Origin of the sequence: Polaribacter sp. AHE13PA, from assembly GCF_019278505.1 — a bacterium.
Classification (GTDB): domain Bacteria; phylum Bacteroidota; class Bacteroidia; order Flavobacteriales; family Flavobacteriaceae; genus Polaribacter.
Genome location: NZ_CP058985.1, coordinates 3,139,896 through 3,153,311 on the forward strand (window position 1 = coordinate 3,139,896; position 13,416 = coordinate 3,153,311).

General features: G+C 28.4%; 18 protein-coding genes. 7 read left to right on the forward strand and 11 right to left on the reverse strand.

Annotated elements, in window-relative coordinates; all coding sequences use genetic code 11:
• Nucleotides 1-5: 5 nt before the first annotated feature.
• The 8 genes from H0I28_RS13525 to H0I28_RS13560 form a co-directional block, all read right to left on the reverse strand.
• Nucleotides 6-467, reverse strand: coding sequence for a (2Fe-2S)-binding protein (locus tag H0I28_RS13525; RefSeq protein WP_166383884.1), 462 nt, complete (start codon nucleotides 465-467; stop codon nucleotides 6-8).
• Between the two features lie 234 nt (nucleotides 468-701).
• The gene (locus tag H0I28_RS13530; RefSeq protein ID WP_218731986.1) at nucleotides 702-1,148 is read right to left on the reverse strand and encodes a hypothetical protein; all 447 of its coding nucleotides are present in this window, start codon (nucleotides 1,146-1,148) and stop codon (nucleotides 702-704) included.
• Between the two features lie 88 nt (nucleotides 1,149-1,236).
• A complete protein-coding gene (locus H0I28_RS13535) occupies nucleotides 1,237-2,088 on the reverse strand; it encodes a universal stress protein (protein ID WP_218754801.1) in 852 nt (283 codons plus the stop codon).
• Nucleotides 2,089-2,361: 273 nt separating this feature from the next.
• Nucleotides 2,362-2,664, reverse strand: a complete 303-nt coding sequence (raiA, locus tag H0I28_RS13540; RefSeq protein WP_068447682.1) for a ribosome-associated translation inhibitor RaiA — start codon at nucleotides 2,662-2,664, stop codon at nucleotides 2,362-2,364.
• An 81-nt stretch (nucleotides 2,665-2,745) separates the two neighbouring features.
• A complete protein-coding gene (locus tag H0I28_RS13545) occupies nucleotides 2,746-3,132 on the reverse strand; it encodes a hypothetical protein (RefSeq protein ID WP_218754802.1) in 387 nt (128 codons plus the stop codon).
• A 12-nt stretch (nucleotides 3,133-3,144) separates the two neighbouring features.
• Nucleotides 3,145-3,984: a universal stress protein gene (locus H0I28_RS13550; RefSeq protein WP_218731989.1), complete on the reverse strand. Its 840-nt coding sequence runs from the start codon at nucleotides 3,982-3,984 to the stop codon at nucleotides 3,145-3,147.
• 90 nt (nucleotides 3,985-4,074) lie between these two features.
• The gene (locus H0I28_RS13555) at nucleotides 4,075-5,124 is read right to left on the reverse strand and encodes a response regulator (RefSeq protein WP_218731990.1); all 1,050 of its coding nucleotides are present in this window, start codon (nucleotides 5,122-5,124) and stop codon (nucleotides 4,075-4,077) included.
• A complete protein-coding gene (locus H0I28_RS13560) occupies nucleotides 5,121-6,362 on the reverse strand; it encodes a PAS domain-containing sensor histidine kinase (RefSeq protein ID WP_218759435.1) in 1,242 nt (413 codons plus the stop codon). The genes H0I28_RS13555 and H0I28_RS13560 overlap by 4 nt, the downstream gene beginning before the upstream one ends.
• Nucleotides 6,363-6,498: 136 nt before the next feature.
• Here H0I28_RS13560 and H0I28_RS13565 point away from each other — a divergent pair, with 136 nt between their 5' ends.
• The 4 genes from H0I28_RS13565 to H0I28_RS13580 all read left to right on the forward strand — a co-directional run bounded on the left by H0I28_RS13565 (nucleotide 6,499) and on the right by H0I28_RS13580 (nucleotide 8,822).
• The gene (locus tag H0I28_RS13565; RefSeq protein ID WP_218731992.1) at nucleotides 6,499-6,906 is read left to right on the forward strand and encodes a hypothetical protein; all 408 of its coding nucleotides are present in this window, start codon (nucleotides 6,499-6,501) and stop codon (nucleotides 6,904-6,906) included.
• An 85-nt stretch (nucleotides 6,907-6,991) separates the two neighbouring features.
• On the forward strand, nucleotides 6,992-7,876 hold the full coding sequence (locus H0I28_RS13570) for a DnaJ C-terminal domain-containing protein (protein ID WP_218759436.1): 885 nt from the start codon (nucleotides 6,992-6,994) through the stop codon (nucleotides 7,874-7,876).
• 2 nt (nucleotides 7,877-7,878) lie between these two features.
• Nucleotides 7,879-8,175, forward strand: a complete 297-nt coding sequence (locus tag H0I28_RS13575; RefSeq protein WP_218731994.1) for a chaperone modulator CbpM — start codon at nucleotides 7,879-7,881, stop codon at nucleotides 8,173-8,175.
• Nucleotides 8,176-8,360: 185 nt separating this feature from the next.
• Nucleotides 8,361-8,822 (forward strand): pyridoxamine 5'-phosphate oxidase family protein, encoded by a 462-nt coding sequence (locus tag H0I28_RS13580; RefSeq protein WP_218754806.1) that lies wholly within the window; start codon nucleotides 8,361-8,363, stop codon nucleotides 8,820-8,822.
• An 80-nt stretch (nucleotides 8,823-8,902) separates the two neighbouring features.
• On the opposite strand, the gene H0I28_RS13585 is transcribed toward H0I28_RS13580, so the two are convergent.
• Nucleotides 8,903-9,238, reverse strand: a complete 336-nt coding sequence (locus tag H0I28_RS13585; RefSeq protein WP_165731467.1) for a single-stranded DNA-binding protein — start codon at nucleotides 9,236-9,238, stop codon at nucleotides 8,903-8,905.
• Nucleotides 9,239-9,416: 178 nt separating this feature from the next.
• Here H0I28_RS13585 and H0I28_RS13590 point away from each other — a divergent pair, with 178 nt between their 5' ends.
• From H0I28_RS13590 to H0I28_RS13600, 3 genes are read left to right on the forward strand one after another with little or no spacing between them, the layout of a single operon-like run.
• The gene (locus H0I28_RS13590; RefSeq protein WP_218759437.1) at nucleotides 9,417-9,959 is read left to right on the forward strand and encodes a GNAT family N-acetyltransferase; all 543 of its coding nucleotides are present in this window, start codon (nucleotides 9,417-9,419) and stop codon (nucleotides 9,957-9,959) included.
• Nucleotides 9,949-10,299: a hypothetical protein gene (locus H0I28_RS13595; protein ID WP_218731997.1), complete on the forward strand. Its 351-nt coding sequence runs from the start codon at nucleotides 9,949-9,951 to the stop codon at nucleotides 10,297-10,299. Before H0I28_RS13590 ends, H0I28_RS13595 begins: the two co-directional genes overlap by 11 nt.
• Nucleotides 10,300-10,334: 35 nt before the next feature.
• Nucleotides 10,335-11,039, forward strand: coding sequence for a GIDE domain-containing protein (locus tag H0I28_RS13600; protein ID WP_218759438.1), 705 nt, complete (start codon nucleotides 10,335-10,337; stop codon nucleotides 11,037-11,039).
• Here H0I28_RS13600 and H0I28_RS13605 read toward each other — a convergent pair.
• Both H0I28_RS13605 and pyk read right to left on the reverse strand, forming a co-directional pair.
• A complete protein-coding gene (locus H0I28_RS13605) occupies nucleotides 11,036-11,506 on the reverse strand; it encodes a CBS domain-containing protein (protein WP_218731999.1) in 471 nt (156 codons plus the stop codon). The two genes, H0I28_RS13600 and H0I28_RS13605, sit on opposite strands and share 4 nt — an antisense overlap.
• A 482-nt stretch (nucleotides 11,507-11,988) precedes the next feature.
• Entirely contained in the window at nucleotides 11,989-13,416 is a 1,428-nt protein-coding gene (gene pyk, locus H0I28_RS13610; protein ID WP_218732000.1) for a pyruvate kinase, read from the reverse strand.

Consider the following 13,416-nt stretch of genomic DNA (forward strand, 5'->3'; position numbering starts at 1 on the left):
TATGATTAAGACATTTTATTTGCAGCAACTTTTACCGCTTTTTCAATTCTATTATAAGAAGCGCATCTACAAATATTACCGTGCATGGCTTCTCTAATTTCTTCTTCTGAAGGATTTTTATTTTCTGATAAAAAAGCAGAAGCAGTCATTATTTGTCCCGCTTGGCAATATCCACATTGTGGCACATCAATCTCTTTCCAAGCTTCTTGTACTGGATGTTTACCATCAGTTGACAACCCTTCTATAGTGGTAATTTTTACATCATCTAAAATAGAAACTTGCATTTGACAACTTCTTGTTGCAACACCATCTATATGAACTGTACAAGCACCACATTGTGCAATACCGCAACCAAATTTTGTACCTACCAAATTGAATTCATCTCTTAAAATCCATAACAATGGAGTGTCTGCATCTGCAGATACTTTTCGGGCTGTTCCGTTAATATGAAGTGTATAATTTGGCATAGAAAGTCGGTTTTAAATTGATGTTGGAAGTTACAAAAAATTGCTTTTGTTATTTTAACTAGAAGTTAAATGAATACATTTTGGGATTATTTTAACAAAAAAAATCCATAATAACCTAAACAACAATACTATAGTAGTTTAAAAAACAGTTTAAAGCAAAAAAAAATCCACCCTAAGAAAGGGTGGATCCAACTTTTTCAAATCAATTTTACGCAGCTTTATCTTACTATTTCTTTACTCCACATCTATAATTCGTTTTTGTTTTTCTGTCTTCTTTATCTTTTTTAAAATATCAAATAAATTTAGTTTTAACTCTCTATGTTCTTTTAAGTGATTTTTAAATAAAATAAGTAGTGTTTTATGCTCGTTCTTATAAGTTTCTTTTTGTTTATCAGCCTTAATATCTATAACTTCGAGGCTATTTTCATGTTTTTGAACCAATTGAATTAATGCATCATTGGTCTTTATAGAGTTACTTAATTTCTCAATAATTTCTTTACTCTTACCATAAGATTGAAAATCGATTAACTGAAGCGTGTTCCATTTTATTAAGTCTTCGAAAAAGAGATATTCATCATTTAAAAATTCTAATTCTAAACGCCATTCTTTAGAATCATTATGCATTTCTTCTGCACTTAACCATTTTATATAACTTGTATTTACATGTTTAATTTTCATCATAAATAGTATTAAATTCTACATTAAAAAACTTATCTACCCCTAATTTACCTAAAATAACAAGCTTATAAAATGATTAATATCATCTAAATTAGATTGTCTTTTCCCCTGAAGGAATTACTAAGAAAGGTACATTTAAGTGAAAACCTATTTGACTAATAGTTGATTTAAAAAATAGATTTTCGAAAAAAGAATGCTTATTGTTTATCATCACTAACAGATTTATTCGCATTTTTAATTGAAATTCAGAAATTGCACCTGTTACACTTTGGTTGCTTACACTATAGAATAAATGGGTAACATTTTTTAATATTTTATCTAACTTCTGTTTATTTTCTATTTGATTTTTAGATAAATCATCACCATAAGTAGTGTTTATTATATTTATTCTAGAACTATTAGAAAGGCCAATATCTACAATTAACTTTATTTGTTTTTCATTAAAAGAAACTTCATAGTCCGAAGGAAATAATACTTCATTAGGAGCTTCAAAAGCATAATTACTTGGTATTGCTAACACTGGGCATTTTGCATTTTTAATGATATGCACGGTGTTAGAACCAAATAAAATTTCGGTTAAACCCGTTGCTCCTTTGGTTCCCATTACAATAAGATCCATTACATGTTTTTTATGCAACTCTTCTATCTCATTTGTTAAAGTATTAAATGAAGCTATTTTACGATACGTATGGTTTGGGTTTTTAAATTGATTTTCAATTTTTTGTTGAAGTTTATCAAGTCCTTCCTCTGATGTGTTTTTTACAACATCAACTAAATTAAAACCTTCAACACCTGGGTTCATATACTCTACATCATAAATCATTGGTGTATAAGTATTCATTATAAAGAAATTACATTTTTCGTCCTTAAATAATTGAATTGCATATTGAATTGCATTCCATGAGTTATCTGAAAAATCTGTAGGTAAAAGTATATTTTTCATGATGTTTGTTTTTAATAAATTCTTAATTACATTTCCTATTCCATAATCTTCCTAGAAGAGATTTTTACCTATAAATTTATTTTATCTATATGGTTTTAAAATAGAATGTGTTACTTTTTAAGTATAAAATGGACCTCTAAATTTCTTAGATTCTCCTTAATAAAGAGCTAAATATCTATCAGAAAGATAAAGCACATCTGTTGCAGAATTATTATCAGACTAAAAAAAGTCTTTATTAGCCTGATAATAATTTAACCGAGCATTTATCTGTATTTACAGATAAGGTTTTGTAATTGCTTTTCTCTTTTGTAATTGCTTTTCTAAATCTGAAATAGTATTTTTTACAGCAAGCTCGTAATTTTTTTCATTTGAAGATGCAAATAATCTTGGTCCTGGTGCACTTAATTCTATTTCACAAATTACGCCTTTGTTTTTAGAATCATTTTCCTTTTTAAAAAACACATCTGCTTTAATAATTGTTTCGAATTTTTTAACCAAACCATCTAGCTTTTTTTCTGTATAAGCTTCCATAGTTTCACTTGTAGACATGTTAACAAATTGAATATTCATTTTCATCTTTATGGTGTTTTTAGTTATTAATAAAAAAATTATTGAAACCTATCGTTTCATATGTAGTTCTAAGATAATCCTTTTTAATTAAATTATCATAATAGCATATGCAATATTTAATAGGTATAAACCTATTAGAAAAAGTAGTGTATAAATTGCCTGTACAAATCTAATATTTACAAGTTTTAACCAATGTATGGTTTGCTTAGGAATACTAAAAAGAGATAACCCTATAAGCAATGATGACCAACCAATTAGAGTAATTATAAGTTTCCAATTAGGCTCCCAAATGTTATGGAATAGAATATTTATCAATCCAATAATAATGGCTAAAAAAGAAAAAATAATCAGAAATTTTTGATCTTCTAAATCATTAAATATTTGCCTAATCCTTTTTGGATTAAAACTTAGTATAACGAAAAAAATAAGTAAGTAATAACCCCAAAACTTTGCTAAAAAAATTGAATTATCCATAACATATTGTTTTTATTCATGTAGTACTAAAAAAGGTACATCGGTATGATAGCTTATTTCCGCTACCTTGGTATGAAATAGTATTTGTTGAAAATAATTAAGATTTTTTGCCACCATAGCAATCATATCTATATTTCTACTATTTACAAAACATTGCACAGCATCTTCTACTTTTTTATTTGTTAAAAAATGAAAACTGTGTTGGTAATTATAGAGATAATCTTCTAATAGTTCTTTACTTTTTTGTTGACCCTCATTTAATGAGGTTACCTTTTTACTGATATTTAAAACCCTTAAAGACGCGCTTTTTTCTTCTAAGATTTTTATTATTGGTTCTAATATTTGTAATTCATTATATAGAGAAAAATCTGTAGGAAATGCCACCTCTTCTATTTTCTTAAATTTGGCATTCTCAGGTACTACTAAGGTTGTACATTTTACCTTTGTAATAACATCTCCCGTATTACTCCCAGTAATATATCCTTGAAAGCCACTAGCTCCTTTGGTGCCCATAACAATAACATCTATTTTTTTTTCTTCTACCTGCTGTCTTATAGACTCAATAAAAAAATTAGTATCTGTTAAAGTGTAAAAATTATGGTTCTTATTATTAAAGTTTAGGGCTATTTTTTGCTGAAGTCCTTTTAATTGTTTTTTTGCATTTTCTATGTTTACATCTACAATAACTTCTTGCGTGTTATCATAGAAATAATCATCTACTACAACATTATTTATCCTATTAACGTGTAACAAATAAAAATTGCACGTTGCGTGCTTATAAAAATTTAAAGCATACTCAATTGCATTCCAAGAATTGTCTGAAAAATCTGTAGGGAGTAAAATTGCTTTCATTTAAATTCATCTTTATCTAAAAGACAAATTTATTGCTAGAATACTTTTTAAAAAATGATATTAGTCATATGGCCACTAATACATTTATTATCAAGAAATTTCTTTTAGTTTTTCTAAATCTAAGATTCTAATTGTTCTACCCTCTATTTCTATCAAACCTTGTTTTTTAAAACTAGACATGGTTCTTATTAAAGTTTCTGTTGCAATACCTGCAACACTAGCTAAATCGTTTCTAGAAATTTTAATTTGATCTTCTGGTTTTCTATTTAATTTTTCTGCAAACATTAAAATTGTCTTCGCTGTTTTTTTACTTACAGAACTATACGCCATTTGCAAAAGTTGGTCTTTTACAACAGCTAAGTCTTCTGTTAACAATTCTATTAACTCTAGTGTTACTTTATGATTTTTATTTAAAACACCCGTTAATGTTTTTTTAGAAAGACCAACTAATTCTGTTTTCTGAATTGCCGTTGCAGATTCTTGATATGCTAAATTTTGAGAAAAAGAAGTATAGCCAAACAAATCATCCTCTTTATATAAAGCAGTTGTAAGTTGTTTTCCTTGTTCATCTAGCTTATGGCATTTTATAAGCCCTTTATTTATTAAATAAATATAATTAGAGTTATTCCCTTCTTTATAAATGCTTGCATCTTTTAGAAAAGTAAAAGTTTCTCCATTATCTTCAAAATAATTTTTTAAGTCATTAAGGCTTCTTATGTCTTCTTCCTCTTCTTTTACGACTTCAATTTTTTCTCTACGATCTTTTAGTATCGCTGCTTTTGCTAATCTGCTTTCTATAGCACTAATTAGTTCATCTTCATTAAAAGGCTTTGTTATATAATCATCTGCTCCTAAATCCATTCCTTTTCTTACATCACATCTTTCTGTCTTTGCTGATAAAAATATAAACGGAATGTGTTGCGTTATTTCGTTATTAGTTAAAGCTTCTAAAACACCGTAACCATCTAACTCTGGCATCATAATATCACAAACAATAATATCTGGTACTATTTTTTTTGCTAGCTGTACCCCTATTTTACCGTTAGCAGCACTGATAACTTCATAGTTTGATAATTCTAAAAGTTCTGATGTGTTTTCTCTTAAAACTACATCATCCTCAATTAATAGTATTTTTCTCATATTGCTTTGTTAATAATCTTCAATGTAAAAGTTGATCCTATATTCTCTTCACTTTCAAAAGTAATCGTTCCGCCTAAGTTTTGTAAATGACTTTTAATAATATTTAAACCAATTCCTGTTCCTTCCGTTAATAATGCATTTTCTGCTCTAAAATAACGGTTAAATATATTTTTTTGATCTGCCTTCGGAATCCCAATTCCTTGATCTTTTATTTTAATGGTAGTCGTCGTGTTGTCTTGCTTTATTTTAATGTCTATTTCAGAATTTTCTGGCGAATATTTAATAGCATTGTTTATTAAATTAGATAATGCCAAGGCGATTGTTTTTTCGTCTTGCAATAAAGAAATATCATCTATATCTTCTGGGTATTTAATTCTTTGCCCTACTTTTAAAAGCATGTTTGCATTATAAATTACCTCATCTACTACTTTACTCAATTTAAAAGTATGAAACTTGTAATTTACTTTACCCGTTTCTAGTATTTCTATAGATAAAAAATCATTTAAAATATTATTTAAATAATGTACTTTATTGGTAATGGTTTCTAAGTGCTTATCTCTTTTTTCTTGTTGTTCTGCTAACTTATATTTACCTAAAAGCATTGTAGACGTTAAAATACCACTTAAAGGTGTTTTAAACTCATGAGAAACTAATGACAAAAACTTTGTTTTTAATTCATTGAGTTCTTTTTGCTTTTTTAAAGCATCTTTAATTTTATTCTCTGCTTCTAGCCGTTTATGATTCTCTGTATCTAGCTCTATATTTACAGCTTTTAATTCATGAACTGTTTTACTTAACTCTTTTGTTCGCTCACAAACCTTTTTTTCTAGCTCATTGTTTAATTGATGTATTTCTTCTTCTTGTTGTTTTCGAACAGAAATATCGATTACCAAAGCCATTATAAAAGTTTGTCCATTAATTTGAAACGGATTTAAACCTGCCTCTAACGGAAAAATAGCTCCATTTTTTCGGGCTCCATACAAGTCTCTCCCCTTACCCATCTGTCTTTTTTCTTTGTTCTTCATAAAACCCTTAAAATGGGCTCCGTGACCTGCGTGATAATTTTTAGGGATTAAAATATCGAGTGGTTTATTTATGAGTTCTCCCGAATCATAACCAAACATTCTCTCTACAGATGAATTTACAGAAACTATGTTTTGCTTATCGTTTACAACAACAACTCCCTCTGAAACAGCCTCAAAAAGCACATTAAAAACATCCCGATCTTTACTTAGCATTTGGCAATAAATTATCTAATTAAACAAAGATTAAAAATACTACATTTTATATTCAAATTATAGTAATTTATGACTAATATCATAATTATATAGCTCATAATTATATAACTTTACTCATATTCATAAATTCTTAATTATGAAACCATCACAAAACACAATTATTTCTTTTTATGAAAACTTAGGTAAATTATTTTTCGCAATTGCTGCTGCAGATAACATTGTAGAAGAAGTAGAATTTAATGTTTTAAAAAAAATAGTAAAAGACAAATGGACTAAAATAGATCCTGTAGATGATGATTTTCATTCTGATGCAGCCTATCAAATAGAAACCGTGTTCGATTGGTTAAATATTGAAAGTTTTTCTAATTCAGAAACTTGTTACAATGAGTTTATCGATTTTAAAAAAGAACATCCTTCCTTATTTACCGAAGAAATAAAAAGTCTAATTATAAAAACAGCAACTAAAATTGCTGCATCTGTTGCAGATTTAAATAAATCTGAATTAAGATTGGTTGCAAAACTAAGTTTAGAACTTGAAAAATAATAAATTTAAGTATTATTTTAACCAAGTTGTAATACACAACCAAATTAAAAAAAATACGTATATTACTTTTTAAACACCTTAACTGATGGCTTCTATAGATTATTATAAAATTTTAGGAATTACCAAAAGTGCTTCTGAAGCTGATATTAAAAAAGCTTACAGAAAATTAGCACGAAAATACCATCCAGATCTAAACCCAAATGATAAAACTGCCGAGAAAAGCTTTAAAGAAATTAATGAAGCAAATGAAGTTTTAAGCAATCCAGAAAATCGTAAGAAATACGATGCATATGAAGAGCATTGGCAAAACGGAGAAGCTTACGAACAAGAAAAACGAAGACAGCAAGAACATCAAAGTAGGTCTCAGAGTAATCAAGGTGGTTACTCTCAAGAAGATTTTTCTGATATGTTTGGAGACATGTTTGGTAGCGCTTCTTCAGGAAGAAGAACGAATGCTAAATTTAGAGGGCAAGATTACAATTCTGAAATTCAACTAAACTTAAACGATGTTTACAAAACACAAAAACAGGTAATTACTGTTAATGGAAAAAACATTAGAATTACAATTCCGGCTGGTGTAGAAAACGGACAAGTTATCAAAATAAAAGGGCATGGAGGAAAAGGTGTAAATGGTGGTCCGAATGGCGATTTATACATTCAGTTTTCTATTATAAATAACACCAAATTTAAACGAGACAAAGACAATCTTTATATTGATGTTGATTTAGATTTATATACCGCTCTTTTAGGCGGACAATTAACCGTTGATACTTTTGATGGACAAGTAAAATTAACCGTTAAGCAAGAAACAGCAAACGGAACCAAGGTAAAACTAAAGGGAAAAGGATTTCCTAAATATAAAAAAGAAGATCAATTTGGAGATCTATATATTACTTATCAACTTAAAATACCAACTAAATTAAACGAAAAAGAAATAGCACTAATTAAAGAATTACAAAAACTACGCTAAACATGGAAACTCAAAATTTAATATCTATTCAGCAGTTTTGTGCCCACTACAGCATTCCTACAGCTTTTATAAATGAGTTAAAAGAGTATGAATTAATAGAGATTATTGTAGAAAACGATGATCATTATATTAAAATCACTCAAATAACAGAAGTTGAAAAAATGATTCGTTTACATTATGATTTAAACATAAACCTAGAAGGCGTTGATGTAATTTCCAACTTATTAAACCAAGTGGATTCTTTAAAAAAAGAAATAACCGATTTACAAAACAAGCTAAAGTTTTACGAAAACGAATAAAATTCTAAAATAATTTCATATAAGAATAGTTCCTTATTTTAGCTTTACCTCCTACAATTTTTAGGCTTTTTACACCTAAAAAATCATATAATTCTAAATAAAAAATTAATAAACTGATTTTTATCATATTTTATTTAATTGATTTTTAATACATTAGTTACTCCCTTTAACCAAAACTAAGCATCATGATAACTAATTTAAAAGAGAATGAATGCATAAACATATTAGAAAATAACTATGTAGGGCAACTGAGCTATATTTATATAGAAAGACCTTTTATTGTACCCATGACTTATTTTTTTGACAAGAAAAATAGTATTGTAGGCTATTCCGAAGAAGGTCATAAAACAAAGGCAATGAGAAATTATAGAAAAGTTTCTCTGCAGGTTTCAGAAAGAGCAGACAGTAATACTTGTAATTCTGTTTTAGTTCATGGTATTTATGAAGAACTATCTGGTTCTGTAGCAAAAAAATATTTGCACGATTTTACCGAAGGTATTAAAGCAATTATTCTAAAAAATGAACACAGAAATTTGCATTGCATAAGTGATTTCTCTAATAAAAGAACACAGAAAAAAATTCCAATTGTTTTTAGAATTACTGTTGATGAAATGACCGGTAAAAAAATTACAAACGAGAGTTCTTAATCAGACAACGTAAATATCTAATTAAAAAAAGACCATCTAAAAAGGTTCAATACTTTCTAGACAGCCTCTTTCTATGTAAATTATTTAGCTCCCAAAAGCAATAATTCATTCACCATAATTTCGGTAACATATCTTTTTTCACCTTCTTTGGTATCATAAGAACGGTTTGTTAACTTCCCTTCAACCGCAATTTCTTGCCCTTTATTTACATAGTTTTCTACTACTTTAACCAAACCTCCAGTAATAACAATATTATGCCAATAAGCACGCTCTACTTTATTACCTGCTTTGTCTTTGTAACTGTCATCTGTAGCCATAGAAAATTTAGCCATTTTATTGCCATCTTTAAAAGTTACTATTTCTGGATCTTGACCTAATCTACCAATTAACTGTACTTTGTTTCTTAACGTATTCATAAGATAAGTTTTTATGCATTTTTATTGAATGCAGATTTATAATTTGTTTTTGTCAATTCGTTTTGACTCTGCAAAGTTGCGACACCATTGCAGTTTTATTCGGTTACAAAACAATTACTTTCGGTTGTAATTATTTGTAGTCGTTTGTAAACGGATAAAATTTAAGTATATTTACCTTATGAAATTTCATTTAGAAACAGAAAGATTACTTCTTAGAGAATTTAGAATAACTGATGTAGATGACATGTTTGAGTTAGATTCTAACCCAAAAGTTCATCAATATCTAGGAAAAAAGACAATTAAAACGAAAGAGGAAGCAAAAAAAATGATTGATTTTATTCTAAAACAGTATAAGGAAAACGGTATTGGTCGATTTGCTGTTATAGAAAAATCTTCAGGTAGTTTTATAGGTTGGTCTGGCTTAAAACTAAATAAAGGAACAAAAGAAAGCTTAAATGATTTTCAAGATTTTATTGATATTGGCTATCGTTTCATTCCTAAATATTGGAAAAAAGGATACGGTTTAGAAACTGCTATTGCTTGTTTAGAATATGGTTTTAAAACAATGAATTTAGACATTATTTATGGTGCTGCAGAAATAGAAAATATTGGTTCTAATAAAATTTTACAAAAAATTGGATTGGAATTTGTAAACGAATTTAAAGAAGGTAATGAGCTGGTAAATTGGTACGAACTAAAGAAAGAAAACTATGGAAAGTAGAAAATGTTTAGAGTGTGACGAAATTGTTAAAGGTAGAGTTGATAAGAAGTTCTGTTCTGATTATTGTAGAAATGCGTATAACAATCGTGTGAACAAAGACAGTAAAAATCTCATTAGAAATATAAACAACCGACTTAGAAAAAATTACAAGATTTTATCAGAATTAAATACAACTGGAAAAACAAAAGTAACCAGAACCAAATTATACGATAAAGGTTTCGATTTTCAATTCTTTACTTCTATTTACAAAACAAAAACTGGGAATACGTATTTTTACGTTTACAATGAAGGCTATTTGCCTTTAGAAAATGAGACTTTTTTATTAATTAGAAAAGAGTAAAACCTTATATAAATTGCAACTTATACTTGTTTAAAATGTTTTTAGTTACAGATTTCGAACCTTTTTTAATTCCGATGCTATTTATTGTAATCGTTGGTTTAATACTATTCATAACTTACTATTTTAGTACAAAACAAAAAATTATAAGAGCTCTTTCTAAACTACCAATCAAACAAATAGGAAGCTTAAAAAATAATGAACTTACAAGGTTTACAGGTAAAGCTTTACATGTAAAAGAGCCTTTAATTGCACCTTTTAGCAAAAGAAAATGTGTGTTTTATGTCATAAAAATTGAACAGCAAAAAAGTAACGGAAAACAACAACGCTGGAGAACAATTGTACATGAAGAAAAAGTACAAGATTTTTTCCTAGAAAAAAATAGTGATTTTGCCATGGTAAGACTCCATCAAAATCCTAAAAACTACACCAGTTATTTAGTAGCTGATAAAAAAATAAAATCGGGTACTTTTAATGATCCAACAAGAGAGTTTAAAGCACTACTAGAAAGCTATCATATTAAAAGTGATAATTTTTTAGGCCTAAATAAAACCTTACGCTATTCTGAAGCAATTATAGAAATTGGAGAAGAAATTACCGTTGCAGGTATTGCAAAGTGGAAAAGTTTAAAAGAGCCCATAGAAGGCTATTCATATTCTAAAATAGCCGAACTAGAAAGTTCTGATAAACAAAAATTAATTATTACAGATTTACCAAATATTAAATCTAAAAAAAGGTTTTAACTATTCCAGGTATTTCCTTTTACACTAATGGCAGCTTTTAAAACATCTGTTTGACTTATTTGACCAATTAGCTTTCCGTTTTCTACCACAGGAAATCTTCTTCTGTGAGAACTAATAAATTTAAAAGCAGCATCAAAAATATTCGTATTCTTATCAATAGTATCCACACCAGTAGCCATATACTTACCTACTGTATTATTAACATCAGAAGGCATATTGTAATATTTACTTTCAGAAATATGTTTAATACAATCAGTTTCAGAAATAATACCTATTAAATCATTTTTATCATTTACAACCGGCCCACCAGAAATTTTATGTGTAATTAATTGTTCAATTACATGATCTAAGGTATCCTCAGCTTTAAAAGTTATCAATTTTTTTGTCATATAATCAGATACTAAAATTTGAGCATCTTCTTTTCCCTGACTGGTATCTCTTTTTCCTTGAAAGCTTTTAATTGCCATAATAGTTTCGTTTTTGGTTCTCTTAAATTTACTGTTTTTTCTGTTTTAAACAACTTTTCTATCAAGTTTTTTTTTATTTCCTACATTTAAATAATTTTTTTTATCAAATCATCAAATAAAATCCTTTTATTCTCTTATATCTGTATTTATAATTACTGGTGTTATTCTTTGGAGTTTTTCTGATTTAAAACCTACATCTTATCGAAAATAAAATAGCGTCTAAACAGAATTCTCTATAAATAATCCACTTTGACTTTTAAAGAAATAAAAATAGCTACCAAACAAGTTTAGCCCAGATTGAAACGGCATCCTTTTTTCTGTCAGTTCTAGTGGTTTTTATGACGAAGGAAGAAAAATTGTATCGAGAACAGAAGAAAAAAGATATAGTAGAAAGCTGGAAATAGCTTCTAGAAAGTAAACGCATAAAAAAAAGCATCCAGAGAGATCTCTAGATGCTTTTTAAATATAATTTTAGGCTGTTTTTAGTCTATTTCAGAAACTCTTAATGTATTTACCATACCTTTAGCCTCAACTGGCATAGAAGTAAGGTTAATCATTAAATCTCCTTCTTTAACAAATCCTTTTTCTTTAGAAATTTTGTTAATATCTACAACAGTATCATCTGTACTTAAGTTTTTATCGTAATAAAAAGCTTTTACACCCCAAAGTAAGTTTAGTTTTCCTAAAATTCTTCTTTCTGATGAAAATGCTAATATTTTAGCTTGTGGTCTCCATGCTGAAATTTGGAATGCTGTATAACCACTATTTGTTAAAGTAGAAATTGCGGTTGCATCAATATCATTTGCCATTAAAGCTGCGTGATGACAAACCGATTTTGTTATAAATCTGTTTGTTCTAATATGTGGCGCTTCATGTGGTACTTTAATCATTCTAGAGTTTTCAACAGCTCTAATAATTTCAGACATTTTCTGAATTACTTTTAAAGGATGCTTCCCTACAGAAGTTTCTCCAGATAACATTACTGCATCTGCTCCATCCATAATAGAATTGGCAACATCATTTACTTCTGCTCTTGTAGGAACAGGATTATCAATCATTGTTTCCATCATTTGAGTTGCAATAATTACAGGAATTCTTGCTCTCTTAGCACGTCTTACTAATTTCTTCTGAATTAATGGAACGTCTTGCATAGGAATTTCTACTCCTAAATCTCCACGAGCAACCATTAAACCATCACAAAAAGGAATTAATGCATCAATATTTGCAACTGCTTCTGGTTTTTCAATTTTAGCAATTACGGGTACTCTATAATCTGAATGCTCATCGATTAAATCGCGTAACATTCTTAAATCTTCTGGTGTTCTTACAAAAGAAAGTGCCATCCAATCTACATTTAAACCTAATGCAAAAACGGCATCTTCTTTATCTTTTTCTGTTAAAGCTGGTAAAGAAATAGCTGTGTTTGGTAAGTTTACTCCTTTTTTAGATTTTAAAGGTCCACCAACTACTGTTTTTACTACAACTTCTTTGTCTTTATCTGTAGAAACTACTTCAAATAACAATTTACCATCATCTACCATAATATGCTCTCCAACTTTTACGTCTTTAGGAAAACGTTGGTAGGTCATAAATGCTTTTTTGTTGTTACCAATACATCTTTCTGTAGTAAAAGTAAACAAGTCTCCATCATTTAAAATAACATCTTCTTCCATTACTCCTACACGAAGTTTTGGTCCTTGTAAATCTGCTAAAATGGCAACATTAAATCCTTCTTCTTCATTAATTTCTCTAATTCTTAGCACATTTTGTTTTACAACATCGTAATCTGCATGAGAAAAATTAATTCTAAAAACGTTGACACCTGCAACTGCCAACTCTTTCATCTTTTCTTTAGTGTCTATTGCTGGACCTAAGGTTGCAACTATTTTTGTTTTTTTGTAGTCTTTCAT

What these genes read in the sequence shown, in the direction of transcription:
- H0I28_RS13525 (WP_166383884.1), bottom strand. Translation starts at nt 467, where the DNA reads ATGCCAAATTATACACTTCATATTAACGGAACAGCCCGAAAAGTATCT.
- H0I28_RS13530 (WP_218731986.1), bottom strand. Translation starts at nt 1,148, where the DNA reads ATGATGAAAATTAAACATGTAAATACAAGTTATATAAAATGGTTAAGT.
- H0I28_RS13535 (WP_218754801.1), bottom strand. Translation starts at nt 2,088, where the DNA reads ATGAAAAATATACTTTTACCTACAGATTTTTCAGATAACTCATGGAAT.
- raiA (WP_068447682.1), bottom strand. Translation starts at nt 2,664, where the DNA reads ATGAAAATGAATATTCAATTTGTTAACATGTCTACAAGTGAAACTATG.
- H0I28_RS13545 (WP_218754802.1), bottom strand. Translation starts at nt 3,132, where the DNA reads ATGGATAATTCAATTTTTTTAGCAAAGTTTTGGGGTTATTACTTACTT.
- H0I28_RS13550 (WP_218731989.1), bottom strand. Translation starts at nt 3,984, where the DNA reads ATGAAAGCAATTTTACTCCCTACAGATTTTTCAGACAATTCTTGGAAT.
- H0I28_RS13555 (WP_218731990.1), bottom strand. Translation starts at nt 5,124, where the DNA reads ATGAGAAAAATACTATTAATTGAGGATGATGTAGTTTTAAGAGAAAAC.
- H0I28_RS13560 (WP_218759435.1), bottom strand. Translation starts at nt 6,362, where the DNA reads ATGCTAAGTAAAGATCGGGATGTTTTTAATGTGCTTTTTGAGGCTGTT.
- H0I28_RS13565 (WP_218731992.1), top strand. Translation starts at nt 6,499, where the DNA reads ATGAAACCATCACAAAACACAATTATTTCTTTTTATGAAAACTTAGGT.
- H0I28_RS13570 (WP_218759436.1), top strand. Translation starts at nt 6,992, where the DNA reads ATGGCTTCTATAGATTATTATAAAATTTTAGGAATTACCAAAAGTGCT.
- H0I28_RS13575 (WP_218731994.1), top strand. Translation starts at nt 7,879, where the DNA reads ATGGAAACTCAAAATTTAATATCTATTCAGCAGTTTTGTGCCCACTAC.
- H0I28_RS13580 (WP_218754806.1), top strand. Translation starts at nt 8,361, where the DNA reads ATGATAACTAATTTAAAAGAGAATGAATGCATAAACATATTAGAAAAT.
- H0I28_RS13585 (WP_165731467.1), bottom strand. Translation starts at nt 9,238, where the DNA reads ATGAATACGTTAAGAAACAAAGTACAGTTAATTGGTAGATTAGGTCAA.
- H0I28_RS13590 (WP_218759437.1), top strand. Translation starts at nt 9,417, where the DNA reads ATGAAATTTCATTTAGAAACAGAAAGATTACTTCTTAGAGAATTTAGA.
- H0I28_RS13595 (WP_218731997.1), top strand. Translation starts at nt 9,949, where the DNA reads ATGGAAAGTAGAAAATGTTTAGAGTGTGACGAAATTGTTAAAGGTAGA.
- H0I28_RS13600 (WP_218759438.1), top strand. Translation starts at nt 10,335, where the DNA reads ATGTTTTTAGTTACAGATTTCGAACCTTTTTTAATTCCGATGCTATTT.
- H0I28_RS13605 (WP_218731999.1), bottom strand. Translation starts at nt 11,506, where the DNA reads ATGGCAATTAAAAGCTTTCAAGGAAAAAGAGATACCAGTCAGGGAAAA.
- pyk (WP_218732000.1), bottom strand. Translation starts at nt 13,416, where the DNA reads ATGAAAGACTACAAAAAAACAAAAATAGTTGCAACCTTAGGTCCAGCA.